At 57.5% G+C, this 24,205-nt stretch carries 22 protein-coding genes; 10 read left to right on the forward strand and 12 right to left on the reverse strand.

Annotation, left to right across the window (positions count from 1 at the left end; translation table 11 throughout):
• Window positions 1-23 precede the first annotated feature (23 nt).
• The 3 genes from ACR0MV_RS19945 to comE are packed head-to-tail and all read left to right on the forward strand — an operon-like array spanning window position 24 to window position 1,543.
• Window positions 24-434 carry a universal stress protein gene (locus ACR0MV_RS19945; protein ID WP_480703433.1) on the forward strand — a complete coding sequence of 137 codons (411 nt, stop codon included), beginning with the start codon at window positions 24-26 and terminating at the stop codon, window positions 432-434.
• 48 nt (window positions 435-482) lie between these two features.
• Window positions 483-989, forward strand: a complete 507-nt coding sequence (comD, locus tag ACR0MV_RS19950) for a sulfopyruvate decarboxylase subunit alpha (protein ID WP_170427194.1) — start codon at window positions 483-485, stop codon at window positions 987-989.
• A complete protein-coding gene (comE, locus tag ACR0MV_RS19955; protein ID WP_480703434.1) occupies window positions 986-1,543 on the forward strand; it encodes a sulfopyruvate decarboxylase subunit beta in 558 nt (185 codons plus the stop codon). Before comD ends, comE begins: the two co-directional genes overlap by 4 nt.
• 117 nt (window positions 1,544-1,660) lie before the next feature.
• Here comE and ACR0MV_RS19960 read toward each other — a convergent pair whose 3' ends face one another.
• The 3 genes from ACR0MV_RS19960 to ACR0MV_RS19970 all read right to left on the reverse strand — a co-directional run bounded on the left by ACR0MV_RS19960 (window position 1,661) and on the right by ACR0MV_RS19970 (window position 5,436).
• On the reverse strand, window positions 1,661-2,413 hold the full coding sequence (locus ACR0MV_RS19960) for an outer membrane protein (RefSeq protein WP_480703435.1): 753 nt from the start codon (window positions 2,411-2,413) through the stop codon (window positions 1,661-1,663).
• Between the two features lie 47 nt (window positions 2,414-2,460).
• On the reverse strand, window positions 2,461-3,705 hold the full coding sequence (locus tag ACR0MV_RS19965; protein ID WP_480703436.1) for a DUF3179 domain-containing (seleno)protein: 1,245 nt from the start codon (window positions 3,703-3,705) through the stop codon (window positions 2,461-2,463).
• A gap of 63 nt (window positions 3,706-3,768) precedes the next feature.
• Complete coding sequence (locus ACR0MV_RS19970; RefSeq protein WP_480703437.1) at window positions 3,769-5,436, reverse strand: sulfatase-like hydrolase/transferase; 1,668 nt, start codon at window positions 5,434-5,436, stop codon at window positions 3,769-3,771.
• 207 nt (window positions 5,437-5,643) lie between these two features.
• Here ACR0MV_RS19970 and ACR0MV_RS19975 point away from each other — a divergent pair, with 207 nt between their 5' ends.
• From ACR0MV_RS19975 to tcuB, 3 genes are read left to right on the forward strand one after another with little or no spacing between them, the layout of a single operon-like run.
• Complete coding sequence (locus ACR0MV_RS19975) at window positions 5,644-6,324, forward strand: GntR family transcriptional regulator (RefSeq protein ID WP_480703486.1); 681 nt, start codon at window positions 5,644-5,646, stop codon at window positions 6,322-6,324.
• Window positions 6,325-6,335: 11 nt separating this feature from the next.
• Entirely contained in the window at window positions 6,336-7,730 is a 1,395-nt protein-coding gene (gene tcuA / locus ACR0MV_RS19980; RefSeq protein ID WP_480703438.1) for an FAD-dependent tricarballylate dehydrogenase TcuA, read from the forward strand.
• Window positions 7,720-8,787 carry a tricarballylate utilization 4Fe-4S protein TcuB gene (gene tcuB, locus ACR0MV_RS19985; RefSeq protein WP_480703439.1) on the forward strand — a complete coding sequence of 356 codons (1,068 nt, stop codon included), beginning with the start codon at window positions 7,720-7,722 and terminating at the stop codon, window positions 8,785-8,787. Before tcuA ends, tcuB begins: the two co-directional genes overlap by 11 nt.
• A 129-nt stretch (window positions 8,788-8,916) precedes the next feature.
• Here the strand turns inward: tcuB and ACR0MV_RS19990 are convergent, their stop codons facing one another.
• Genes ACR0MV_RS19990 through ACR0MV_RS20025 form a run of 8 tightly spaced genes read right to left on the reverse strand, consistent with a single transcriptional unit; the run spans window position 8,917 to window position 16,202 of the window.
• Complete coding sequence (locus tag ACR0MV_RS19990; RefSeq protein WP_480703440.1) at window positions 8,917-9,759, reverse strand: fumarylacetoacetate hydrolase family protein; 843 nt, start codon at window positions 9,757-9,759, stop codon at window positions 8,917-8,919.
• An 18-nt stretch (window positions 9,760-9,777) separates the two neighbouring features.
• Window positions 9,778-10,533: an SDR family oxidoreductase gene (locus ACR0MV_RS19995; protein WP_170427186.1), complete on the reverse strand. Its 756-nt coding sequence runs from the start codon at window positions 10,531-10,533 to the stop codon at window positions 9,778-9,780.
• An 8-nt stretch (window positions 10,534-10,541) separates the two neighbouring features.
• Complete coding sequence (locus ACR0MV_RS20000; RefSeq protein ID WP_480703442.1) at window positions 10,542-12,044, reverse strand: aldehyde dehydrogenase (NADP(+)); 1,503 nt, start codon at window positions 12,042-12,044, stop codon at window positions 10,542-10,544.
• A 12-nt stretch (window positions 12,045-12,056) separates the two neighbouring features.
• Window positions 12,057-13,169, reverse strand: a complete 1,113-nt coding sequence (locus ACR0MV_RS20005; RefSeq protein ID WP_480703443.1) for a fumarylacetoacetate hydrolase family protein — start codon at window positions 13,167-13,169, stop codon at window positions 12,057-12,059.
• A 1-nt stretch (window position 13,170) separates the two neighbouring features.
• Window positions 13,171-14,001 carry an amidohydrolase family protein gene (locus tag ACR0MV_RS20010; protein WP_170427183.1) on the reverse strand — a complete coding sequence of 277 codons (831 nt, stop codon included), beginning with the start codon at window positions 13,999-14,001 and terminating at the stop codon, window positions 13,171-13,173.
• Window positions 13,998-14,426, reverse strand: coding sequence for an RbsD/FucU family protein (locus ACR0MV_RS20015; protein WP_170427182.1), 429 nt, complete (start codon window positions 14,424-14,426; stop codon window positions 13,998-14,000). The genes ACR0MV_RS20010 and ACR0MV_RS20015 overlap by 4 nt, the downstream gene beginning before the upstream one ends.
• A complete protein-coding gene (locus tag ACR0MV_RS20020) occupies window positions 14,416-15,468 on the reverse strand; it encodes an aldo/keto reductase (protein WP_170427181.1) in 1,053 nt (350 codons plus the stop codon). The genes ACR0MV_RS20015 and ACR0MV_RS20020 overlap by 11 nt, the downstream gene beginning before the upstream one ends.
• Window positions 15,465-16,202 (reverse strand): GntR family transcriptional regulator, encoded by a 738-nt coding sequence (locus ACR0MV_RS20025; protein WP_480703445.1) that lies wholly within the window; start codon window positions 16,200-16,202, stop codon window positions 15,465-15,467. Before ACR0MV_RS20025 ends, ACR0MV_RS20020 begins: the two co-directional genes overlap by 4 nt.
• Before the next feature lie 84 nt (window positions 16,203-16,286).
• On the opposite strand from ACR0MV_RS20025, the gene ACR0MV_RS20030 reads away from it, so the two are divergent.
• From ACR0MV_RS20030 to ACR0MV_RS20045, 4 genes are read left to right on the forward strand one after another with little or no spacing between them, the layout of a single operon-like run.
• Window positions 16,287-17,840, forward strand: coding sequence for a UxaA family hydrolase (locus ACR0MV_RS20030; protein WP_480703447.1), 1,554 nt, complete (start codon window positions 16,287-16,289; stop codon window positions 17,838-17,840).
• Window positions 17,841-17,880: 40 nt separating this feature from the next.
• Window positions 17,881-19,407, forward strand: a complete 1,527-nt coding sequence (locus ACR0MV_RS20035) for a sugar ABC transporter ATP-binding protein (protein WP_480703448.1) — start codon at window positions 17,881-17,883, stop codon at window positions 19,405-19,407.
• Window positions 19,404-20,411 carry an ABC transporter permease gene (locus ACR0MV_RS20040; protein WP_480703449.1) on the forward strand — a complete coding sequence of 336 codons (1,008 nt, stop codon included), beginning with the start codon at window positions 19,404-19,406 and terminating at the stop codon, window positions 20,409-20,411. The genes ACR0MV_RS20035 and ACR0MV_RS20040 overlap by 4 nt, the downstream gene beginning before the upstream one ends.
• A gap of 40 nt (window positions 20,412-20,451) precedes the next feature.
• Window positions 20,452-21,396, forward strand: coding sequence for an ABC transporter substrate-binding protein (locus tag ACR0MV_RS20045; RefSeq protein WP_170427177.1), 945 nt, complete (start codon window positions 20,452-20,454; stop codon window positions 21,394-21,396).
• Window positions 21,397-22,275: 879 nt separating this feature from the next.
• Here ACR0MV_RS20045 and ACR0MV_RS20050 read toward each other — a convergent pair.
• On the reverse strand, window positions 22,276-24,072 hold the full coding sequence (locus ACR0MV_RS20050) for a tetratricopeptide repeat protein (protein ID WP_480703450.1): 1,797 nt from the start codon (window positions 24,070-24,072) through the stop codon (window positions 22,276-22,278).
• Window positions 24,073-24,205: the final 133 nt, after the last annotated feature.

Genomic DNA, 24,205 nt, shown 5'->3' on the forward strand with positions numbered 1-24,205 from the left:
ACCGGGCAGAAACGGAGGTAATCATGTATAAGAAAATTCTGGTTCCGATGGCATTGGATCATGGAATTTCCCCGCACACGCTGGAAGTTGCGCAGGCCTTGTCGGCCGAAGGTGCCGAAATTGTCGCCCTGCATGTCTATGAGATGCCACAGGGGAGCGTGAGCGCCTATCTCGACAAAGATGTGGTTGCCGAAGGGTTCCGCGACGCGCGCAATCTGCTGCGTGACAAGGTTTCAGCGCTTGAGGGCGTTCAACCCGAAATCGTCAAAGGGCACACAGCCCGGACCATCATCGACTATGCAACAGACAACAGCTTTGACTGTATCGTCATCGGCTCACACAAGCCGGGCATCAGCGACTACTTTCTTGGATCGACTGCCTCGCGCGTCGTCCGTCACGCGCCTTGCGCCGTGCATGTGCACCGCAGGCTATAACCCGTCAATCGCGCCTCGTGCGCCCCATACAGGACTGACATATCGGATATGAACATAGACAAGAAGATCACCGACGATCTGGTGGCCAACGACATCTCGTTCGTCACCACGGTTCCGTGCAAGCAATTGGCCGGGGTCATCGCGGAAATCGACGAGCGCGATGGTATCTATCACATCCCCTCTAACAAAGAGGACGAAGGGATGGGGCTGTGCGCCGGTGCTTGGATGGGTGGAAAACGACCCGCCATCATCATGCAGAACACGGCCATCGGCGTGACCATCAACACGCTTGCAACTCTGATTCAGTACTACCGGATGCCGTTGCCGATGCTGATTTCGTACCGAGGTGAACTGCGCGAGCCGATCGCCTGTCAGGTCGAAATGGCGGTTCACACCAAGGCGCTGCTGGCGCAGCTGAATATCCCGACCTATCACTTCCACAATCAGGAAGATGTCGCGGAACTGGACGCGATCCTGAAATACACCTTCATGTGCAACAAGCCGGTCGCCATCCTGACCGATGCCAATTTCTGGGGAGGCTACGGCGACCAATGATCCGTTCTGAAATCCTGAAAGAAATCGCGCCGATCCTGCGGGAGCAGCTTGTGGTATGTAACATTGGTATTCCCAGCCAGGAATTGCACGCGATCGACGACCAGCCGACCAATTTTTACATGCTGGGCACAATGGGTCTGGCTTCGTCCATAGGTTTGGGGTTGGCTCTGTCGCAGCCTAAGCCGGTGATCGTAATCGATGGGGATGGATCGGTTCTGACCAACCTGGGCACGCTGCCGACAATCGCGAACAATGTGGCTGACAACTACATCCTGCTGATCGTCGACAATGGCTCTTACGGTTCGACCGGGGATCAGCCCACTTATGCGGGACAGAAAACCTCGCTGGCAAAAATGGCCGAGGCGGCTGGCTGCGACCGGGTCATCGAGTGTCAGGCCGAAGACACCGGGCGCGTTCTGCAAGAGGCGCTGGACGCCAAGCAGATGACCATCATCGTCAGTAAATGTGAAAGCGGAAACGCCAAGATGCCTCCGATCACGATGGACCCGGTGGTGATCCGTGATCGGTTCATGAAAGCAGTTCAAGCCGGCTAAGTGCAGGCACCCGAACTCAAACGCCGCCCATTCCAGGGCGGCGTTTTCCTTAAGGCAGTTCGGGCAATCCAGGTTCAGCGGACGGGCAGTCTTGGCAGGAACCGACTGGTCGATACGTCAGAATCGATAAGTCGCCCCAATCACAGGCCCCGATTGCGAGAACTTGAAATCGTTTCCGTTGATTTCATGATCGAATGAGATGTAGCGGTATCCGAGCCGAAGCAGCCATCGTTCGTTGATTGCATAGTCGGCCGTCAGCAACACCTGCCAGGTTTCACTGTCATTGGTGAAGCCGCCATAGTCAAAAAAGCCGGTGCCCGACCACCTGTCGTTAAAGGCCGTGCGAGCTCTGATCCCGATCACCGGATCAGTCCAGTTGGAGTTTACGTTGACAGATCGACCTGGTGCGGTGCCGGGCAGAACGGTGAACCCTGTTTCTGTTTTGAACCAACGGAAACCACCAGCCACGTCGACCAGGGTCGTATCGCTTGAATAGACTCGGTAGCCGAGGTAGCCGCTAAAGAACTGAGTGGTGAGCGCAGTTTCCACCCCTGAGCTGACGCCCCCCGGAGTGTCATTGCTGAACGTCAAATCCGTATAGTTATAGTCCGCCAGAATCGACCAGCGCCCGTTCGTAGCAGAAAAGGTGCCCATAAACGCCAAGTCCAGATTTTCCAGCGCGTCCGAGAAACTGAGCGTACCTTCCACTTTGCCCCGTGCCGTTTGCTGAGAGACGTCTGTTTCGGGCGTAAACAGATAGATGGTCGCCGCATAGGACCAATCGGACAGTTGCGCCCACGAGGCCGTGGCCAATGGCATGTAGGACGCCGCGGCAATTGCGGCAGTTGTAAAAAACCTCTTCAAGACCATTTTGCCCCTCCATTTTTTCCAAAATATCAGTCTTACTGAATTCGTTGTTATTCGGCTGCTTCACCAGCCTGCTGCGCGCGTGGTCCGACGCGGTTAATATCGGTTTCCGGAAAGAACTCGGACCAGACATGCCAGAAAATACCTGCGCGCAGGGTTTCGACGCGCTGCAACTTTCCGCGATCCGACATCCCCCAGAAATCGCAGCGGGTCACGGGCTGCCCGCTGTCGTTGTACCAAACGCCAAGGCTTTCGTATTTTGGGTCCAGGCTGACAACGACGTCCCGCCCGCCGACATTGGCATTCACGATCCAGTTGTTCTCGACCACGAAATCATCGGTCCAGCAGGTGGCGTCCTGTCCGATCGTTATGCCCCAGACATAGGTCTTGTTCGGCAGCCGATCGTCCGAGCGGTCCATGTTGTCCATGACCGGCGCGTCCTCTTGATGCTGACGGGCAATCCCCCAGCCAAAGGTGATCTCGGTCACCATATCCAAGAGCCGCAGCAGAGGGTTGGACGAGGGGACGTTCATATACACCTCACCGTCCGGATATGCCTTTTGAAAGCCTCGAAATGTCATTCGAAATGTTGGCCAAGGCTGCATCTTGGCCTCGGGGCGCAAAGGGCAGGCGGGGCCGTCGGCGTCGGCGTCGCGATCCGCCTCGCGAAACCCGTATATCTGTTGGATCGGCTCTCCGGTTTCGTTGTCCCGCAGGATCAGGTTGTTGCCATGCTGGGCCAGAACCTCAAGGTCCAGACGGTTGCCTTCGATGCGCGGGGCGTAACCTTGTCCCAGGTTCGCCATTGCGCAAAAGGTCATGACGATGTCCTCGCCGCCCAACCCATCGGCGTTCCCGGCCAGATGAGGGCGCATGATTTGCGCATCGGGGTGGGCGCGGGCATGGCCATTGTTTTCGATCACGATTACGGGCGCGGTCGGGCCGATGTATTTTCGGGCTTCGGAGATTGGGAAAAAAGCCGCGTCATTCAGCTGATTTCGCAGCCCCAAGTGAACCCAAACATAAGGAAATCCATAGAGCACCAGCACCAGCAGCGCGCTAACAAACCACAGCCAAAACGGACCACCGCCAAGCAGGAAATGCGCGAGCGTTGCGACCAGAAATCCGCCCAATCCAACCGCGATCAGGCGGTATTCGTGCCGAATGAATCGGATCATGTTCTCGCGCTTAACCTTCAGCAGCATTTGCGAGACATCGCCCAGATCGCGAAAATAGACGAACCCGATACCCAGCGACACAAGCAGCCCCAGTGCGAAAATGATGTTTCCTGCCATTTGGATACCCTAATCGTTCAAATTCGAAAGCCAAACGGGGCGCGATGCCCGATTGGCCGGTTGTTATTGCTGGGGCGAGGCGCGTTTGATCATGAAGGCCTCGACCGCCTGCTGCGTTTCCGGGCGCAAATTTTCGATCCCTTCATAGGGCACGCCGTAAGCGGGCGCTGTGTCAGGGAACTTTTCCTTTCGCGCCATGTGACGCCCCAGAATTCTGGCGAACTCCTGTCCGCCCCACGCGCCAACTTCGGTCGAGACCGAATACTGTTCGCGTGTGTCGCGATAAAGGTCGAAGAACTTCGCCAGAATTGCGCTTTCACCCGGCCCTGGCAGTTTCAGCTTAAGCTGATCCTTCACGATCGCCTCGGGCTTATTGACCGAATAGATGATGACGTGGTCGCGGCGCGATTTGGTCTCATCGGCAAACAGCAGCGCGGCAGACTGATCCACGCCATCCACCAATCGGTCCCTCGGTATAAACGACTCCGCCCCTGCAAAGCGCGAGAGCGTTGTGTAAAGATCTGAGACATGGATAATGCTGTTCAGCAGCCCGTCAGCCTCGATCATGCCGGGCCAGCGGATGAACGCATCCACGCGGACGCCGCCCTCTGTCGTGTCGCCCTTGCCACCCGCGTAGATGAGCGGAGTGAAGCCGGACTGCGGCGCGTATTTGGTGAAATGACCGTTGTCGCCCATGACAACCACGACGGTGTTCTCGGTCAGCCCGAGCTCGTCCAGCCGCGCAAACAGATCGCCGAGCCATTCATCCAACAACTGCATCTTATCCACATAAAGACCGCCATTCACGCTTTCAGGTCCTGACCGGCCAGCGCGCGTGTTATCGAGTGGGATCATCGGCCAATACTGAAGGAAGAAAGGCGTGTCGCCAGCTGCCAGGCGGTCCAGTTCCTCTAGTGTCTTGTCCTGAAAGGCCTGGTTCATCTCATCGTACTTGGCGGCATTCCAGCGCTCGCCCGGCTCCATTCGAATCTCGCGGATCGGCCCACCGGTCTCACCTTCGATCACGGTCATCATCGCGGCCGCATCCGGGCGGAACCAGCTGTCCAGAGTGTACTTGTCATCATAGTCTTTGATCGCGACCGAGACCTGTTCCTTGATCGCATCATCATTGAAGATCGTCAGTTGGCCCTGCTGGTGGATGGCGTGCTGGGCATAATCGAACCCTTGGTTCATCGCCCAGCTTTCAGCGATGTCACCCATGTGCCACTTACCAACATGGCTGGTGGCGTACCCGGCCTGTTTCAGCACTTCGGCAAGCGTGACCTCATCGCTTGGCAGGCCGAACCCGGCTATGTCGACGGTTGTGTCGCCCATGCCCATGCGAACAGGCAGCCGCCCAGTCATCTGCGCCACGCGGGTAGGGGTGCACGAAGGTTCAGTATACATTCGCACCATGCGCATGGCTTGATCGGAAAAGTCGTTGATGTTGGGTGTTTCATACCCGCGCACTGCGTTCAGTTCGGGAATACCCATGTCGCCAAAGCCCATGTCGTCGATCAAGACACTAACGATGTTGGGCGGTTTTCCTGCGTTTCCGTCCCGAAAGGCGGCCAGAGCTTCATCGACAGCGGCGTCGTCCTGCGCCCATTGCTCTGCGTGCTGTGCCTGCAGGATGTAAAACTCTGAATCGTGCTGAATTGGGCTTTCCTGAGCAACAGCCGCCGATACAGCAAGGCCTATCGGTAGAATGGCCAAACATAGAAACTTCATTCCAATCTCCCCCAAGCGCCCCTGATTTTACACTGCTGGGCGTCTTTCACATTGAGATATTACTATGTCTTTAGAAGAATTTCTACGCGCTGTTCAATTTGGTGAGATTGGGCGGGGACAAGACGCACGGGTATGCGTTTCAGTGCTGTTGACTCAATATGTATCCAAGTGTATGCAATTGGACGCAAGATGACAAAAGAACCCTCGATGACCATTCAAGACGCCTCTATACAACCCGGCCCGCAGGGCAATTCCGCGTATCAACGCCTGCTGGACGAGATTCGCGGCGGCAGCCTTCTGCCCGGAGATCGCCTGCGCGAGATTGAGTTGTCAGAACGGTTAGGCGTCAGCCGTACACCGGTGCGCGAGGCGATCCGGCAGTTGGAGGCTGACGGGCTGGTTACCCATGTCCCAAGGCAGGGCGCAACAGTGCGAAGCCTCGACTACGCCGAAGTCATGGAGCTTTACGAGATGCGCGCCGTGCTTGAAGGCACCGCAGCCCGTCTGGCCGCTCGCGCGGCATCGGACGTCGAACTGGACGAATTGGACGTGCTGAATGACCGACTGGCCGAAGCAGGTACAAGTCAGGATGCGGCGGGGCTCAACCGGATTTTCCATGCCACGCTGTTGGATGCGGCCAAGAATAGGTTTCTTGCGAAATCCATGCTGTCCCTGCAAAAGGCGCTGCTGATCCTCGGTCCATCACAATTGCTGGACAGTGATCGCGCCGAAGCTGCCGTTGCTGAACATCGGCGCATCATGGCTGCATTGAAGGCCCGTGACGGCGCAGCGGCCGAGACAGAGATGCGCGCGCATATTCAGGCTGCACAGCGGATGCGTATCCGCGCGTTGCAGGATCGCGACCGTCCAATTGACGAAAATCAATAGGTAGACAGGATATGGCCACCCAAAGGGAAGCTTACGATATTGCTGTGATTGGGGGCGGCAACGCGGCCCTCTGCGCCGCGATGACAGCCGCCGAGGCTGGTGCGCGCGTGTTGATCCTGGAAACGGCTCCGAAACCGTATCGCGGGGGAAACTCTCGCCACACGCGCAACTTTCGTTGCATGCACAAATCGCCGTTGGGCCCGCTCATCGAGGAATACAGTGAAGATGAGTACCTCGCGGACCTGCTGAAGGTTACAGATGGCAAGACGGACGAGCATCTTGCGCGATTGGCAATCCGCACATCGGAAGAATGCTTGCCCTGGATGGAAGAGCATGGCGTTCGCTTCCAGCCATCGCTTTCCGGGACACTGTCTCTGGCGCGGACCAACGCCTTCTTCATGGGGGGCGGGAAATCTCTGGTGAACGCCTATTATCGGACTGCGGCAGCTTTAGGCGTGGATGTTCTTTACGAAGCTGCCGTGACGCATCTTGAGCTGAACGGCGACCAGATCGATTGGGTCGACTACACCTATGAAGGCCAGTCTCATCGCATCACTCCCAAGGCCGTCATCGTTGCTTCGGGCGGGTTTCAGGCCGACACGGATTGGCTCACCCGTGCATGGGGCGAGCCTGCAAAGAACTTCCTGATCCGGGGCACGCCCTATAACCGGGGGGTTGTGCTGGCTGATCTGTTGGATCAAGGCGTCGAGAGCGTCGGCGATCCGACCCAATGCCACGCCGTCGCCATTGACGGGCGCGCGCCGAAGTTCGACGGCGGCATCGTCACCCGTTTGGACTGCGTGCCGTTTTCGATCGTCGTGAATAAGAATGCCGAACGGTTCTATAACGAGGGCGAAGATGTCTGGCCCAAACGCTATGCGATTTGGGGGCGTCTGGTCGCCGCGCAGCCTGATCAGGTGGGCTATGTGATCATCGACGCGAAGTCGCTGAACCTGTTTATGCCCTCGGTGTTCCCTCCGTTGAAGGCGGATACCTTGGAAGACCTGGCTGGAATGATGGATTTGCCTGCGGACAAGTTGAAAGCAACCGTTGCTGAATTCAACGAAGCATGCGGCGACACCAGTGGATTTCATCCAACCGAGTTGGACGGGGTCACCACCTCGGGTCTGACGCCACCCAAGACCAACTGGGCTCGTCCGATCACCGATCCGCCCTTCTACGGCTACTCGCTGCGCACTGGCGTGACTTTCACCTATCTGGGGCTGAAGGTCGACGATACGGCCCAGTGTTCGACCCCCAGCGGCAAGATCAAAAACCTGTGGGCCGCAGGCGAGACGATGGCGGGTTCGATCCTGGGGCAGGGGTATCTGGCCGGCTTCGGCATGACCATCGGAACCGTTTTTGGACGCATCGCAGGACGTGAGGCTGCAGCCTATGCAAACTGATCTTATTCAAGAAGCCCGCCGTCAGGCCGAGATCTGCAACGCCTGCCGGTACTGCGAGGGCTATTGTTCGGTTTTCCCGTCGCTGCACGCGGAACGCGCGTTCTCGGATGGAGACATTACGCAACTGGCTAACCTGTGCCACAACTGCAGGGGGTGTTACTACGCCTGTCAGTACACTTCTCCGCATGAGTTCGATCTAAACCTGCCGAAAGCTCTGGCCGAAGTGCGGCGGGACAGTTGGGAAAGCTTCGCCTGGCCGCAACCTCTGGCGCGGCGGTTTCATACCCACGGCGGGGCCATTGCCTTGGCGCTGGTGATCGGTTTTGCCCTGCTGTTCTGGGCCATCCGCACCATTGGTTCCAGCGGAGGCGAAGGGTTCTATGCCGTTCTGTCCCACAATGCGATGATCGCAATCTTTGCGCCGGCATTCTTGGTGCCACTCTTCAGCTTGGCTATCAGCCTGAGGCGATATTGGGCGGAGGTCGGTGGCAAACCCATCCAAATGTCTGATCTGACTGCTGCGTTCAAACGCGCTGGCAAGATGCAAGACTTGGCCGCAGGCCATGGCGAGGGTTGCAACTTCGAGGACGAAGACCGTTTCAGTCAGGGCCGACGCCACATTCACCACGCCATCATGTACGGGTTCCTGCTGTGCTTTGCGTCGACCTCGGTGGCGACGATTATGCACTACGGGTTCGGGTTGCACGCGCCCTACGGGTTCTGGTCCCTGCCAAAACTCTTCGGGGTTTCCGGAGGCATTCTACTGACAGCGGGTTGCGGAGCCATGGTTCTGCTCAAGCAAAAGTCGGATCGCGAACTTGGCGACCCGTCTGCGTGGGGCGGTGATATCGGCTTCATCCTGTTGCTCGGGTTTGTTGGGCTGAGCGGGCTGGTTCTCTATGCCCTCGGTTCAACGCCTCTGATGCCCGCACTGCTGGCCATCCATCTCGGATCGGTCCTTACGTTTTTCCTCCTTACGCCCTACACAAAAATGGCTCATGGGTTTTATCGCATGGCCGCGCTTGTTCGGGATGCGCAACGGAAACGTGGGGTTTAGGTTCCTTGCGTCTAACCAAGTGGTCGGAACGCGTTATTTGACTGCAGTATCAAAAGCCCGCTTCTAACGGCAGTAAAACACGTCCCGACATGATCTGGATGGCGTTTTCTTCAGTTGACTGCGGTCCGGTTACCCGGCCACAACGTGCTGCCTTTGTACGCCCAGCCCTTCGATGCCCAGCTCCATTTTGTCACCGGGTTTCAGGTAGGTCTGTGGGTTCTGCCCCATGCCGACACCCGGAGGTGTTCCTGTTGAAATCACGTCACCGGGTTGCAGAGACATGAACTGCGACAAGTGTGAGATCACAGTTGCCACACCAAAATGCATCGTTTTGGTCGACCCATCCTGGTACCGGTGTCCGTTCACCTCAAGATACATGGGCAGGTTTTGCGGATCAGGTACCTCGTCTTTTGTCACCAGCCAAGGGCCAATTGGGCCGAATGTGTCCGCCGACTTTCCTTTGACCCATTGGCCCGAGCGATGAAGCTGAAAATCACGTTCTGACAGGTCGTTGATAACGCAGTATCCCGCGACGTGATCCATGGCTTCGGCCTCGGATACGTATTTGGCTTCCTTGCCGATGACCACGCCCAGTTCCACTTCCCAGTCGGTTTTGACCGAGCCGCGCGGGATTTCGACCGTATCGTTGGGGCCGATGATGGCCGAGGTGGCCTTGAAGAAAATCACTGGCTCAGCAGGAAGTTCCATTCCGCTTTCCGCGGCGTGATCGGCATAGTTCAGACCTATACAGATGAATTTGCCGACATTGCCAACGCAAGGGCCGATGCGTGGATCGCCATCTACCACCGGTAGGCTGTCCACATCTGTTGCCCGCAATTTCTTAAGAACGGTGTCGCCAAGCGTGTCGCCCGAGATGTCACCGATAACGCCGGAAAGGTCACGAACTGAGCCGTCCGACGCCAAAATACCGGGTTTTTCAGCGCCTTTAGCGCCATAACGTAGCAGTTTCATTGTAAGGTTCCTTCCTGCTCAGATCGTCCAGCCGCCATCAATGGCAAAAGGCTGACCCGAAGTGTATTTGCTGGCATCGCTGGCCAAATACAAAGCCAGTTCTGCGATTTCTTCCGCTGTACCAATACGACCCATCGGTTGACGTGCAATGAAATCCGTCATTGCTTTTTCATAATTACCAGTGGCGCGTAGCCTGTCATGGAGGCTGGGGCTGTCGACGGTTCCGGGGCAAATCGCATTGCATCGGATGCCTTGAGTTACGAAATCGGCGGCCACGGATTTGGTCAGGCCGATGACCGCTGCCTTTGATGCGCAATATGCAAATCGGTTGGGCACGCCCTTCATGGATGATGCGACCGACGACATGTTGATGATCGACCCACCGCCTGCTTCCAGCATTCCCGGAAGGGTCAGGCGGATCAGCGTGAACATGGCTTTGACGTTGAGATCGAAACTGAAGTCCCAGTCCTTTTCGCTGCACTCAAGGATTGAGCCTCCCGCAACATAGCCCGCACAGTTAAACAGAACGTCCAGGTTCGGCAGGTCGGCCACAGCGGCCGTCACAGCCTCACCGTCTGTTACGTCCAGCTTGAGCGGCTCGATACCCGCGATACCGCCCAATTCTGCAAGCGAAGCATCGTTGATGTCGCTGGCGATCACACGTGCACCTTCGGCTGCAAACAATTCAGCCGTAGCGCGGCCAATGCCCTGCCCCGCAGCCGTGATCAGGGCGGTTTTGCCTGCAAGCCGGTTGGATGGTTCGAATGTCGTCATTGGGTGCCTCACAGTTTCTCGGGCAGAAGGTCGGTTGGGATGTCCTGATAGCAAACCGGCCGCAGAAAACGCCGGATTGACAATGTGCCAACGGAAGTCGCGCCAAAGTTGGTTGAGGCGGGGTAGGGGCCGCCGTGGACCATGCTGTCGCAGACTTCGACGCCGGTTGGGAAGCTGTTGGCCAGCAGACGCCCCGCCTTTCGTTCCAGCAGCGGAAGCAGCGCCTGAGCGTCGGGTTTGTCGCCTGCGTCCAGATGTAGTGTGCAGGTCAGTTGCCCCTCGATGGCGCGAGCTATCTGTTGCATCTGAGCGGTGTCTTTCACGCGCACGATGATGCCTAACGGTCCGAAAACTTCTTCCTGCAGCTTGTGGTCGGCCAGCCAGTCATCGCCGGAAACAGCGAACAGGTAAGGCGCGGCATCGCGTGTCTCGCAACTGGTGCCCATGATCTTGGAAACACCTGTTCCGGCGGCGACGCGCGAAACGCCGTCGCGATACGCAGCCGCAATTCCGTCGGTCAGCATTGTCTGTTCGGCTACGGCGGATAGGCCGGTCTCGGCTGCCGCCTGAAACGCTTCGGCATCGGGTCCGTCAATGATCACGGCAATGCCGGGATTGGTGCAGAACTGACCGGCGCCCATCGTCAGCGAAGCCGCCCAACTTGTGCCGATCTCGGCCCCTCGCGCGGCTGCTGCTTGCGGCAAGATAAACATTGGATTGACTGAGCCCAGCTCGCCAAAGAACGGAATGGGTTCATCCCTTTGTGCGCACAGGTCAAACAGGGCGCGGCCGCCCGCCAGGCTGCCGGTAAAGCCCACCGCCCGGATCAGCGGATGCTGCACCAGGCGCGTGCCGACATCCCGTTTGCCGCCTTGAACCAGAGAAAACACTCCGGGGTGAACCCCGGTCGCCTTAATGGCGGCGTCGATGGCTTTCGCCACGATCTCGCCCGTGCCGGGATGGGCCGAATGGCCTTTGACGACAACCGGGCATCCTGCGGCCAGCGCCGCCGCCGTATCGCCCCCCGCAACCGAGAAGGCCAATGGGAAGTTCGACGCGCCAAACACCGCAACAGGACCCAGCGGGCGCTGGATCATACGCAAGTCAGGGCGAGGCAGGGGTGCTCGATCCGGCATCGCCGGGTCATGGCGTCTGTCCAGATAATCACCCGCTTCGATGTGATCGGCGAAGAGGCGCAGCTGGCCAACCGTACGGCCACGTTCCCCCTGCAAACGCGCCTCGGGCAAGCCGGTTTCCTGAGTGCCAATCTCGGTGATGGCATCCCCGCGCGCGTCAATTTCATCCGCGATCTTGCGTAGAAGCGCGGCGCGTTCGGTACGAGAAGACCACCCGAAAGCGGAAAACGCCGCTTCGGCCGCTTCCACCGCGGTATCGACCAATGCCGCTGTCCCCACAGAAAAGTCATGGCTTGGTCCATGCGCAGGTTCGGATGCAAAAGTCGCATCTGCGCCGACCCATTCGCCGGCGATCAGGTGTTTTCCAGTCAACATATTTGTTCTCTCTTACAGCAGGCCGCGATGGGCGAGGTTTCGCATCAAGTGTGACGCCCCAAACGTCCATTCAGGGCATTCCGTCGACAGGCGCACTGTATTTGTCAGTGCCCCAAGTTGCGCATTGGCGATGGTGACGACGTCGCCAAGTTTGTGCGTGAACCCGCCGCCTGGAGTGTCCCGGTCTTGGGTTGGGGCGAAGAGCGTGCCGAGAAACAGCATAAGCCCGTCCGGATATTGGTGGTGGCGTCCGATTGTCTGCTTCACAAGATCAGCAGGATCGCGGCTGATCTGAGACATCGATGAGTTGCCGTTTAGGACAAACCCATCCGGTCCGGTGACAGTCAGCGTCAGCTCAGCCTGACGTACATCATCCAGAGTGAATCCATCATCGAACAACCGGATCATCGGCCCGATCGCGCAAGAGGCATTGTTGTCCTTGGCTTTGCTCAGCAACAGAGCTGACCGTCCCTCAACATCGCGTAGGTTCACATCATTGCCCAGCGTTGCGCCCTTGATCTCGCCCTTTGAAGTCACGGCCAGAACAACTTCGGGCTCGGGGTTGTTCCAAGTCGAAACGGGGTGTAGCCCGATATCCGCGCCAAACCCGACTGAGGAAAGGACCTGCGCCTTCGAGAACACCTCGGCATCTGGACCAATCCCAACTTCCAGATACTGGCTCCAGAGGCCTTCAGCGATCAGTGCTTCTTTGACCTCTCCCGCCGCGTCCGATCCCGGTACGATATTCGAGAGGCTGTCTCCGATCCGGTCCCCGATGCGCGCGCGGATCGCATCGGCTTTGGCGGGATCACCGGCGGCCTGTTCCTCGATCACACGTTCGACCATGGAGCCGGCGAATGTGACACCACAGGCCTTAACCGCCTGCAGGTCGCACGGCGCGAGCCATTGGTGGTCGGCGTCCGAAGGGCCGATATCTTCCCCTTGGGCGTTGCGCACATAGTCCGCTGCGTCGTCGCGTTCCAGAATGTCCCGGACGGTTGGTGCCGTTTTCGTCGTAATGTCGACAACCTGCCCATTGCGCAGGGTGACCACGCTGGGTCCGACCCCAGCACGCTCGACACGGCCGAGCCACAGCCCGTTTGGTTCCAATGTAGGTATGGTCATTTCAATCCCTGAGGTTATAGGCGCGGGCGGCGTTACCACCCATGATCGCCTGGCGTTCTGCGGTGCTGAGCTGTGTCAGCAGCGTGTCGGTGGTTTCGCACCAACGCTCGTAACTGCTGGCCAAGGTGCAAACCGGCCAATCGCTGCCCCAGATCAGACGCGACGGCCCGAAAGTGTTCAGCAGGTGATCCACGTAGGGGCGCAGGTCTTCGGTAGTCCAGTCTGCTGCGGCTTCCGTCACAAGACCGGACAGCTTGCACCATGCGCTGCTATCTCGGGCCAAGGCAGCCATGTTGTCGGACCAATCGTCCAAGATCCCGTCTTTGATCAATGGTTTTGAACCATGGTCGATGACCACACGCATATCGGGGTGGCGCTGAAGAAGTTGTCTGAGCGGGCCCAAGTGTTGCGGCAAGGTCAACGCATCGAATGTCAGGTCGTGCTGTTGGATCGCTTCGAACGCCGGTAGCAGCGTATCACCAAGCATCCAATGAGGATCGGCGATGTTCTGTATCATCGGGCGGAGACCGACCAATGCTGGGTGCGCGGCTAACGCAGCAATCTGCGCGCCAACATCATCGGCTTCAAAATCAACCCAGCCGACAACACCTTTGATGAACGCATTCTGGTCGGCCAGCGAGAGCATGTATTCGGTCTCAGCCACGGTGGGTGCCGCCTGGACAAGGACGGTGCCGTCGATCCCAACGGCCTTAAGCAGGGGTAATAGATCGTCCGGCGTGAAATCGCGGTAGATTGCGTCCAGATCAGGCGTCAGCCAGCCATAGTCGCGGCGCGCCAAAGCCCAGAAATGCTGATGCGCGTCGATCCTCATTCGATCACACCCTTTTTCAGGATGATGTTGCCGTAAAGCCTGCGCTCGCCTGTCTGAACGATGGCAAAAGCGTTGGCCGCACGCTCGTAGAATGCAAACCGTTCCAAGCCCTGAGCTTTGGCCGGGTTATCGGCGGTCGAGTCGATGATACTTTGAAAGTCCGCGACTGCGTCAGGAACTGCGTCCGGGTCGCCGACAACCTGCATTGTCAACGCCGGATCAGAAACGAATGTGTCCAACGGCATCACCGACAAGACCGCTTGCAACACTTCACTGGCCGAAGACCCATCCGCCCGGATGCAGTCCGGCCTGCTGCTGGAGCCCGGGAAGTTTGCATCTGCGATGACGATTTCATCCCCGTGGCCCATGGCCCTGAGGGTATACAGCAGCTCCGGCGACAGGATCGGGTCGATGTTACGCAGCATCGGCAGCCTCACTTGGCAAAGGCGCGTCCGGTCGGATCAGACCTTCGGATCGTAGGTCCGACCACAGGCCCGGGGGAATGTCACGCTCCATCAATGCCACATTGGATTGGACTTCGGATGCGTTTACAGCCCCGGGTACAACTGTTTTGACGCAAGGATGGCCCAGAACAAATTGCAACGCCGCCGCAATCAGCGGAGTGTTGTGGGCTGCGCACACAGCTTCGATCTTGCGGACCCGGTCCAGAATGTCCTCGGGCGCGTCCGCATAATTATACTTGGCCCCGGGTACAGCTCCGGTGGCGAGGATGCCTGAATTGTACGGTCCTCCGAGGATAATCCCGACATCGCGCTGCTCACAAAGCGGTAGGAAACTGTCGAGCGCTTCCTGCTCCAGCAGCGTATAGCGTCCGGCCAGCAGGAACCCGTCGAAATCCCCCAGCCCAAGAAGCCTTTCGCAGACTTGCCATTCGTTTACGCCCGCGCCGATTGCCGCGATTTCTCCCGCATCGCGCAATTCCGTCAGCGCTTTGTATCCCCCGCCATCAAAAAGCTCTCGCACCTTGGCATCCGACATTTCCTGACTGCCCTGGCTGAAGACACAGACATCATGAACTAGAAGAATGTCTGAATTAGCCACACCGATCCGGTCGCGGCTGGCCTCGTAAGACCGCATGACCCCGTCATAGGTATAGTCGAACACGATCCGTTTTTGCGGCACATCGACGAAGGCTTCAGGTGTCACCTCATGCGGTTCGCAATCCAGCAACAGGCGGCCAATCTTGGTCGAAAGTTGAATGTTCTCGCGCCCGAACCGGCCAATCGCTTTTCCAAACCGATGCTCTGACCGGCCAAGCCCATATTGGGGTGCGGTATCAAAAAACCGGATGCCTGCGTCATAGGCGGCCTGCAGGGCTGCCTGCGCGTCCTCATCCGAGACTTTCCGGTACAGATTGCCCAGCGGTGCCCCACCGAATCCCATTCGGGTCAGAGGAACGGGCCGCGCAGTGCGGTTGTTCAGTAATTCTGTCTGGGAAACGGTCATCCTGCCTCGCTCTTCGACTGTGGAGTAAGGTTGAACAAATGGGGCTGTTGCTGTTCCAGCTGCTCGATACGCGGCATCAGCTGCCCAAGGTGGGTGCGCATGGCGTCCTGCGCAGCCTGTTCATCGCGATTGCTGATTGCTTCGAAAATCGCCCGGTGTTCTGCCAGTGTCTCAGCTATTCGGCCGGGTGTCGGCAGCAGCAACATACGGGCGCGGCTAACCTGGAGCGATACGGTTTGCGCAACGTCCGCGAGGCGTCGGAATCCGGTGAACTCCATCAGTAAGCCGTGGAATTCTTCGTCTGCCTGATAAAAGCCGGGGATGTCCTCATCCTCGATCAGCAGTTCCTGCAGACGCATGTTGCGGCTTAACCGTTTGCGCTGATCGTCGGTCAGATCGCGCGCGACCTTGGCGACGGTTGCAAGCTCAAGCGCCTCGCGCAGGAAAACGCCTTCGCGAATTTCGTCCATCGAGAAATAGGATACGCGGGTGCCGGATTGCGGCACTACGTCCACCAGCCCTTCAGAGGCCAGACGCGCGATCGCGTCGGCAACAGGCGCACGAGATACGCCCAATCGCTCACACACAGGCGCTTTCCGGAGATTCGCTCCGGGAGGGAAATCAAGCGAGAGAATCGCCTGCTTCAAAGAGTGGTGAACCCGTTGAGTCAGCGGCCCTTCGATCGTCGTGATCTCAGGCAGCAGCGCGGCATCAATATCTTGGTGTTTGCTCATGCTCAGCAATTTAGCATTCTAACATGTTAGTTGACAAGTGGTGATTTTGGATTTAGCAACATTGGCCAAGCAAGCGGGGAAGAGATGCAAGCACACGGCGGCATAGATGTTTTGGAAGAGGCGACGCGCGACGTCGTGAAGCTTAATCCGCAGGACAATATCGTCATTGCTTTGCGCGACCTGCAGGCGGGTGAGAAACCAGCGTATGTTCCGTTGCCGTTGGTTGGGCCTGTTTCCCGCGGTCACAAAATTGCGGTGTCACCAATCCAGGCGGGCGAAAACGTTGTTCGCTATGGCCAGATTATCGGACAGGCAAAATCCGATATAGCGCCGGGCGAACATGTCCACGTGCACAACCTTGGTATGGGTGCGCATCAGCAAGACTACGCACATGCCAGCGCGAACGCGCCACTACCCACTCTGACCGAAGAGCGGACATTCGACGGATACCATCGCGCCGACGGTAAGGTGGGCACCCGAAACTATGTCGGCATTCTGACCACCGTGAACTGTTCGGGATCGGTGGCTCGTTTTATCGCTGAGGCGGCAGAAAAATCCGGCCTGCTGGACAGTTTCCCAAATGTGGACGGTGTGGTGCCGATTGTGCACGGGACCGGTTGCGGAATGTCCGGCAAGGATGAGGGCTATGCCACCTTGTTCCGAACGCTGGCCGGGTATGCACAGCATCCGAATTTCGGGGGTATTCTGCTGATTGGGCTTGGGTGTGAGGTCATGCAGGTCGCGGACCTTGTCGGCGGTCGTCCAATCCGCGCTGACGGTGCCCTGCGTTACATGACTATTCAGAACGAGGGGGGAACGCGGCGCACCATCGAACGGGGGCTGGAAGAGCTGCGCGGCATCGCCGAACTGGCCAATCACGCCGAACGCGCCCCTGCTCCGATCAGTGCCATTACGGTCGGCATGCAATGCGGTGGCTCGGATGGGTATTCAGGGATCACTGCGAACCCCGCGCTGGGGTATGCCTCGGATCTGCTGGTGCGCCACGGGGGTACGACGATCCTGTCGGAGACCTCGGAAATCTACGGGGCAGAGCACCTGCTGACGCGGCGGGCCGAAACGGTCGAAGTTGGCAAAAAGCTGATCGAACGCATCCACTGGTGGGAGGACTACACCGCCCGCAACGGCGGTGAGATGGACAACAACCCGAGCCCCGGCAACAAGCGCGGTGGCCTTACGACCATTCTGGAAAAATCGCTGGGGGCCGTCGCCAAAGGAGGTACAGCCCCTCTGCGCGACGTATACAAATTCGGTGAAATGGTCGACAAGCACGGGTTCGTCTTCATGGACAGCCCTGGGTTCGATCCGTGTTCGGTCACCGGACAAGTGGCGTCGGGTTCAAACCTGATCGTATTCACTACCGGGCGCGGCTCGGTTTCGGGGTATCAGCCGACGCCCTGTATCAAGCTGGCCACCAATTCCGAGATGTATGCCCGCATGGCCGACGACATGGACCTGAATTGCGGTGACATCGTGACTGACGGGATCAGCATCGAGGCAAAAGGCGAAGAGCTGTTCGAAATGCTCATCCGCGTTGCGTCGGGCCAAAAAACCAAAAGCGAGGAACTTGGCTTTGGGGGCGTTGAATTCGTCCCCTGGCAAATAGGCGCGGTGATGTGATCCGCGTTGGCCCAAGGGAGAGGGGCACATGGGAGGGAAAATGAATAAATTGGTCGAAATGACGGGGATTGATAAGTTCTTCCCCGGCGTGCACGCGCTGAAATCCGTGCAGTTCGATCTTGAACCGGGCGAAGTTCACGCGCTGATGGGTGAGAACGGGGCCGGGAAAAGCACGCTGATGAAGATCCTGTCAGGCATCTATCAGCGCGATGGTGGAACGCTGAAGATCGAAGGGCGCGAAGTCAGCCCGACAACCCCCCGTGAGGCGCAGGATCTGGGCATCGGGATCATCCATCAGGAACTGAGCCTGATGAACGACCTGACCGTCGCTCAAAACATCTTTATCGGGCGTGAACCGCGTAAAAGCTTTGGGCGTTTGGACGAGGCCGCGCTGAATGCGCAGACCGCCGAAATCTTTGCTTCGATGAATCTCAGCCTTGATCCGAAGGCGTTGGTGGGCAGCTTGACCATTGCGAAACAGCAAATGGTCGAGATCGCCAAGGCTTTGTCGTTCCGATCCAAAGTGCTGATCATGGACGAGCCCACTGCCGCCCTGAATGACGCCGAGATTGCCGAGCTTTTCGTCATCATCCGTCGCCTCAAGGCCGAGGGCGTGGGCATCGTGTACATCAGCCACAAGATGGACGAGCTCAAGCAGATCTCGGATCGCGTGACGGTCATGCGCGATGGGGAATATGTCGGAACGGTAGGGGCCGCCGAAACCCCGATCAGCCAGATCATCGCTATGATGGTGGGCCGCGAGGTCAAAGAAGAACCGCTGGACGTGCCCGATCTGGGTGATGCTGAGATGTCTCTGCAGGTCACCGGGCTGAGCCGGAGCAGCGAAATTCAGGACGTCAGCTTCTCGGTCCAAAAGGGTGAAATTCTGGGCTTTGCCGGTCTGATGGGTGCAGGTCGTACAGAGGTTGCACGGGCTATCTTCGGGGCCGATCCCAAGGATAGCGGCGAAATACGGGTACATGGTCAGGTGGTGTCGATCAAATCACCCACTGACGCCGTCAAAGCGGGGATCGGATACCTTTCCGAGGACCGAAAGCACTTCGGCCTCGCCACTGGAATGAACGTGCGCGACAACATCGCGCTTGCCTCGATGGACCTGTTCACCGGCGCAGGCGGAGTTCTGCATGATGGAGACATCAGCGACACCGCAAAAAGCTACATCCAGCAATTGGGCATTCGAACACCATCGGATGTGCAGGAGGTTCGCCTGCTGTCAGGCGGCAACCAGCAGAAAGTTGTCATCGCCAAATGGCTGCTGCGTGACTGCGATATTCTGATCTTTGACGAACCCACCCGCGGCATCGACGTCGGCGCAAAATCCGAGATTTACAAGCTGCTGGAAGAACTGGCGGGACAGGGCAAGACGATCATCGTGATCTCATCCGAACTGCCCGAAATCATGCGCCTCAGCCATCGCATCGCCGTGATGTGTGAAGGGCGACTGACCGGCATTCTGCCCGGCGGAAAAGACACCACACAAGAAGACATCATGCATCTGGCCACGCAACGTGCGGCGGCGATGCAGGTAACAGGGACAGTCCAATGACCACAGCAACCGACATCGAAAAGAAAAAGCCACTCTCGGGCCTTGCGGACAGTGGCGCGTATCAAAAGCTGTTGGCCTTTGCCAGTTTGATCGTTCTGCTGATCGGCTTTTCCATTGCTTCACCCAACTTCATGCAGACCTCGAACATGATCGCCATTCTGCAAGCCACCTCGGTAAATGGTGTTCTGGCTGTCGCGGCCACGTTGGTCATCATTACCGGCGGGATTGACCTGTCGGTCGGAACACTGATGACATTCTGCGCTGTGATCGCAGGGGTGGTTCTAACGTATCTTGGAATGCCGCTTCTGTTGGGCGTGGCCGCAGCCATTGCAGCAGGCGCATTTTGCGGACTTTGCTCAGGCACTTTCGTCGCGAAAATGAAAATTCCGCCCTTCATCGCCACGCTTGGTATGATGCTGATCCTCAAAGGCCTGTCACTGGTGATTTCGGAGACGCGGCCAATATATTTCAACGACACGCCGGGTTTCGACCTGATTTCGCGCGGGTCACTGATCGGAGAGGTTTTCCCGTCGCTGCCCATCCCGAACGGTGTGCTGATCCTGTTCCTGGTGGCCATCGCGGCATCCTACATTCTGGGGCGCACGGTTCTGGGCCGCTACACCTTCGCGCTTGGCTCCAATGAAGAAGCGGTGCGCCTGTCTGGGGTGAATACCGACATGTGGAAGATGCGCATTTATGCGCTGGCCGGCGCGATCTGCGGAATCGCCGGAATCCTCATCGCCTCACGTCTGAATTCCGCACAACCGGCATTGGGACTGGGTTACGAGCTGGAGGCGATCGCCGCTGTGGTCATCGGAGGGACATCTCTGTCCGGCGGGCGCGGGACGATCCTGGGTACACTTATTGGTGCCTTGATTATGGCCGTGCTGACCAACGGATTGCGTGTGCTGTCCGTCGCGCAGGAATGGCAGACCGTTGTGACCGGAGCAATCATCATCCTGGCCGTCTATGCCGACATGGCGCGGCGCAAAAAGTCAGGTTGAGAAACTCAACAAAAAACGACCAACTGTGGAGGAGAAAAACATGTTTTCACGTCGTTTCATACTGGGTGCGCTGAGTGCAGCCACCCTGGCAGGACCCGCCTCAATGGCGGCAGCCGAAGAAATTTATATCCCGCTGGTATCCAAAGGCTTCCAGCATCAGTTCTGGCAGGCCGTGAAGTCGGGTGCGGAGCAGGCGGCTGACGAGTTCAATGTCACCATCACCTTCGAAGGCCCGGACAATGAGACCATGGTGGACCGTCAGATCGACATGCTGGCTGCCGCTCTGGCCAACAACCCCAAGGCCATTGGTTTTGCCGCTCTGGACAGCCAAGCCGCAATCCCGCTTTTGAAGCAGGCCAACGAAAAAGGCATTCCGATCATCGCTTTCGACAGCGGCGTTGATAGTGACATTCCGCTTTCGACCGCGACTACGGATAACCTGGCAGCAGCCGGGCTTGCCGCTGACAAGATGGCAGAGAAAATTGGTGGCAAAGGCAAAGTCGCAGTTGTTGCGCATGACCAAACCAGCCGCACCGGCATCGACCGCCGCGATGGCTTCGTCAATCGCATGGCTGAGAAGTACCCGGATATCGAAGTTGTCACGGTTCAGTACGGCCAAGGCGACCACCTGAAATCGACCGAAGTCACCAAGGCGATCCTGACGGCGAACCCTGATCTGAATGGCATCTTCGGCACCAACGAAGGTTCGGCCATCGGTGTTGTGAACGGCGTTCAGGAACTGGGCACCGAGGGTCTGGTCATCATTGGCTATGACAGCGGCAAAGCTCAGAAAGACGCAATCAAGAGCGGTCTGATGGCCGGCGCGATCACGCAAAACCCTGTGGGCATCGGCTACGAGACGGTGAAGGCAGCAGTTGCGGCTCTGAACGGGGAAGAGGTTCCAGGTCTGATCGACACAGGCTTCTACTACTACGATGCCTCGAACATTGACGACCCGAAGATCTCGGCCGTTCTGTACGACTAAGTACAACCACTCACACTGTCCGGCCTGCCTTTCGGGCGGGCCGGATAGCTTCATCTGCAGATTGTCAGACGAATTGATACCAAGGCGCGCGGGGCAGTGGCATTCGGGTCGCAACGCTGGCCTGCAGCTGAGCCGCCGCTATTAGCACACCAATGACAAATTCGCGCCGGTTGTCGATCAACGCTAAGGTGAAATGCGGAATCGTCAATGAGGCGTAACGGATTGACCCTTGCCAAGGCGGATAGGTGTCGAAATCTCACTTATGGCATTTCTCGGAGGGTTTAGCCCCAAGAGCCTACAGTCGTTCCATGTTCTGATGAACTGGCTGGGGTGGCGGGTGTAATGCTAAGTCTTTGATATATATCGTTTATATAAGTAAAATGGAGAGGACATGGGGTCAAGTTCGAATTTTTGTATCCCGGTTTGTATCCACAACAGAAATTTGCCTTAGTAACTTGGCCAATGTTGCAAAGAGGATGAGTGTCTGGCGGTTTCTTAGACCAAACAGATAGGCCGATCCTCTTTTAACTCAGGCCGACTTCTGTCCCAAAGCTCCAGGCGACGGACGGGCTGGGACGCCTCCGATTACGTGGCCCATGCGGCGAAAAAGACGAATCCCGCCTTGCCGCCACCACTTAAAACCTCCGTAAAGTGGCCAAGATCTTTCCTGCACGGCGGCAAACATAAAAAAGCCGGAGCAGGTACTCACGCTTCGTTCAACGCCTTTCATTCAGCGATAGCACTGCGTTGTTTTTCAACAGAAGGGCGGAAAGCTGTCATTCGCGGCAAATGCAAAATAGATCGACAATTGTCCTTGAACCGGACATAAGATCACAAATGCAGAGGTCGCCAAAACACGCCACGCAATACTGCTGGCCGTTACCGAGTGTCTGCCAGCGCTTTGGCCTTTTCGTACTGGTCCAGCAAAGGCTGCATCATTTTTGGATCATATATCACCTTTTCCAGCCACCGTCTGAGCGGAAAGGTCTCGCCTTCGGCGATCATAGCCGCGAGGCTTTCCAGAATTTCCGTTTCTTGGTCGACTTTCCCGATCGCAGCATTTCCAGCGGCTTGGTAGACCATCATATGGGGACCGAACGGCCCTTCGAGATCCAGGTTTTCCTGCAGTGTGGCCAGACTCTCTGGATAGTTTCCAGCGTGGAATTGAGAAACGCCCAGAATGTTCCTATAGGGTCGCCGAATACTGAGGGGATCAAGGCTTAGCGCTCGCTGCAACGGTGTTATTGCCAGCTCTGGCTTGCCTGCGTACAGAAGGAACATGCCCAAATAACCATGAGCCAAACTTGAGCTCGGCTCTTGCTCGACTGCGCGTTCACCGAAATCAATTGCGGGTTGCGGATTGCCCATCAAGATTTCGAGAATACCCAAGGTTAAAAGTGCGCGAACATTTGCCTGATCTTTTTCCAATGCGCTTTCAGCATATCGTTTGATCAGACCCCGCGTTTCATCCGTATTTGCAGCAAGTCCAAACCAAGTTCTGTGCGCTTCTGCAAAGGCCAAACCGGCATAACCGTGCGGGGCGTCCGGTTCCAACCGCACTACACGCTGCAACAAGGTGTGTGCGGCGTCAAAACGCGATGGGTCGCTTGGCGGGTGAATGATGTCCAACGCCTGCTGGTACAGGATCCGGGCATCCCGGCGTGTCCATCGTGCATCCTCCATACTCGAAGTCAGTTCGGGGAACAATTCGATAGAAAAGGTTGAACTGATCTCGCGCGAAATCTCAGTCTGAGTTTCGAACCGATCTGTCGTTTTATAGTCGAAACGTTTGGCCCAAATTTCGCCCCGGCTGTCTACGTCAACGAGGCCGATGTTTAGTCGATAGCCATCCGACATGGTCTGCAGGCTGCCCCTCAGAACATGGGTCGCACCCAGATTGCGCCCTTCGTCGATCAGGTCGACGGCTCCGTCGGACAGTTCGGCTGTCGATGCGTACGAGATCACGCGCAAGCCCTGCACCCGCGCCAAATCAGTTGTAATATCCTCGGCGATGCCACGGGCCGCTACGGATGTAACAGCGCTGTTTCCCAATGGATTGAACGGCATCACGGCAACGACAGGTAAATCCCCCCAAAGGTCATTGCCCGTGGTCGCCTGGTCGTTAGAAGGGCTTTCAGTTTCGAAACTTTGGAACAGCATGAAAGCTGTCACGGCCACTAACAACGCCGACAAAAGCAACACGACCCAGTTCGGAGCCCGCCAGCCGCTTCTGCCGCGTCGACCTGTCCGATCTGGCTTATCGGAAGGCGCCGAAGTTACATCCCGAAATTCGAACGACGGCACATAAGACCCTTTGGGAATGGTAACCACCAAGGGATCGTTGCTTCCATCTGTCAGGTAATAGTGTTCCAGCTCGCGCCGCAAGCGCCGCGCTTCAAGGCGTACAACCGGATCTGAGGTCGCGTCGAAATCCTCGGATCGGCCCAGTACGGAAACGCCAATTGAATATCCCTTCAACCGGTCAGCACGCCCAGCCAGTGTTTCATCGACGATGTATTTGAGGAACGCGCGTCGGCGGTCATTCGCACCAAACTGAGAACTCTCAAACATACGGTCGAGCTGTTCGTCTATGGCCGCCTGTTCCAGAGGCGGCTCTGACTTCCGCTCGGATAGCTGACTTTCCATAGCAGTATCTGTCGGCTGTGTTTGTTCCATCCAAACTCACCTAACGATACCCGTGTTATTCGGGCCGCGTCCAGTATTACATTCAAACAAAAGAATTTTTAACGTTCAAAACACGTTCAGAACATGTTCGTTACCCCAGCCCGCAGCCCCCGGATGTTAAGAT

The sequence above is a fragment of the Ruegeria sp. BC3 genome (assembly GCF_056539265.1).

Bases quoted from the DNA above. Each gene is read 5' to 3' on its own strand.
- ACR0MV_RS20025 (WP_480703445.1), bottom strand. From the start codon at position 16,202: ATGAGCAAACACCAAGATATTGATGCCGCGCTGCTGCCTGAGATCACG.
- comD (WP_170427194.1), top strand. From the start codon at position 483: ATGAACATAGACAAGAAGATCACCGACGATCTGGTGGCCAACGACATC.
- ACR0MV_RS19975 (WP_480703486.1), top strand. From the start codon at position 5,644: ATGACCATTCAAGACGCCTCTATACAACCCGGCCCGCAGGGCAATTCC.
- ACR0MV_RS19990 (WP_480703440.1), bottom strand. From the start codon at position 9,759: ATGAAACTGCTACGTTATGGCGCTAAAGGCGCTGAAAAACCCGGTATT.
- ACR0MV_RS19995 (WP_170427186.1), bottom strand. From the start codon at position 10,533: ATGACGACATTCGAACCATCCAACCGGCTTGCAGGCAAAACCGCCCTG.
- ACR0MV_RS20005 (WP_480703443.1), bottom strand. From the start codon at position 13,169: ATGACCATACCTACATTGGAACCAAACGGGCTGTGGCTCGGCCGTGTC.
- ACR0MV_RS20020 (WP_170427181.1), bottom strand. From the start codon at position 15,468: ATGACCGTTTCCCAGACAGAATTACTGAACAACCGCACTGCGCGGCCC.
- ACR0MV_RS20030 (WP_480703447.1), top strand. From the start codon at position 16,287: ATGCAAGCACACGGCGGCATAGATGTTTTGGAAGAGGCGACGCGCGAC.
- ACR0MV_RS20035 (WP_480703448.1), top strand. From the start codon at position 17,881: ATGAATAAATTGGTCGAAATGACGGGGATTGATAAGTTCTTCCCCGGC.
- tcuB (WP_480703439.1), top strand. From the start codon at position 7,720: ATGCAAACTGATCTTATTCAAGAAGCCCGCCGTCAGGCCGAGATCTGC.
- ACR0MV_RS20015 (WP_170427182.1), bottom strand. From the start codon at position 14,426: ATGCTGCGTAACATCGACCCGATCCTGTCGCCGGAGCTGCTGTATACC.
- ACR0MV_RS20010 (WP_170427183.1), bottom strand. From the start codon at position 14,001: ATGAGGATCGACGCGCATCAGCATTTCTGGGCTTTGGCGCGCCGCGAC.
- ACR0MV_RS20040 (WP_480703449.1), top strand. From the start codon at position 19,404: ATGACCACAGCAACCGACATCGAAAAGAAAAAGCCACTCTCGGGCCTT.
- comE (WP_480703434.1), top strand. From the start codon at position 986: ATGATCCGTTCTGAAATCCTGAAAGAAATCGCGCCGATCCTGCGGGAG.
- tcuA (WP_480703438.1), top strand. From the start codon at position 6,336: ATGGCCACCCAAAGGGAAGCTTACGATATTGCTGTGATTGGGGGCGGC.
- ACR0MV_RS19945 (WP_480703433.1), top strand. From the start codon at position 24: ATGTATAAGAAAATTCTGGTTCCGATGGCATTGGATCATGGAATTTCC.
- ACR0MV_RS20000 (WP_480703442.1), bottom strand. From the start codon at position 12,044: ATGTTGACTGGAAAACACCTGATCGCCGGCGAATGGGTCGGCGCAGAT.
- ACR0MV_RS20045 (WP_170427177.1), top strand. From the start codon at position 20,452: ATGTTTTCACGTCGTTTCATACTGGGTGCGCTGAGTGCAGCCACCCTG.
- ACR0MV_RS19960 (WP_480703435.1), bottom strand. From the start codon at position 2,413: ATGGTCTTGAAGAGGTTTTTTACAACTGCCGCAATTGCCGCGGCGTCC.
- ACR0MV_RS19970 (WP_480703437.1), bottom strand. From the start codon at position 5,436: ATGAAGTTTCTATGTTTGGCCATTCTACCGATAGGCCTTGCTGTATCG.
- ACR0MV_RS20050 (WP_480703450.1), bottom strand. From the start codon at position 24,072: ATGGAACAAACACAGCCGACAGATACTGCTATGGAAAGTCAGCTATCC.
- ACR0MV_RS19965 (WP_480703436.1), bottom strand. From the start codon at position 3,705: ATGGCAGGAAACATCATTTTCGCACTGGGGCTGCTTGTGTCGCTGGGT.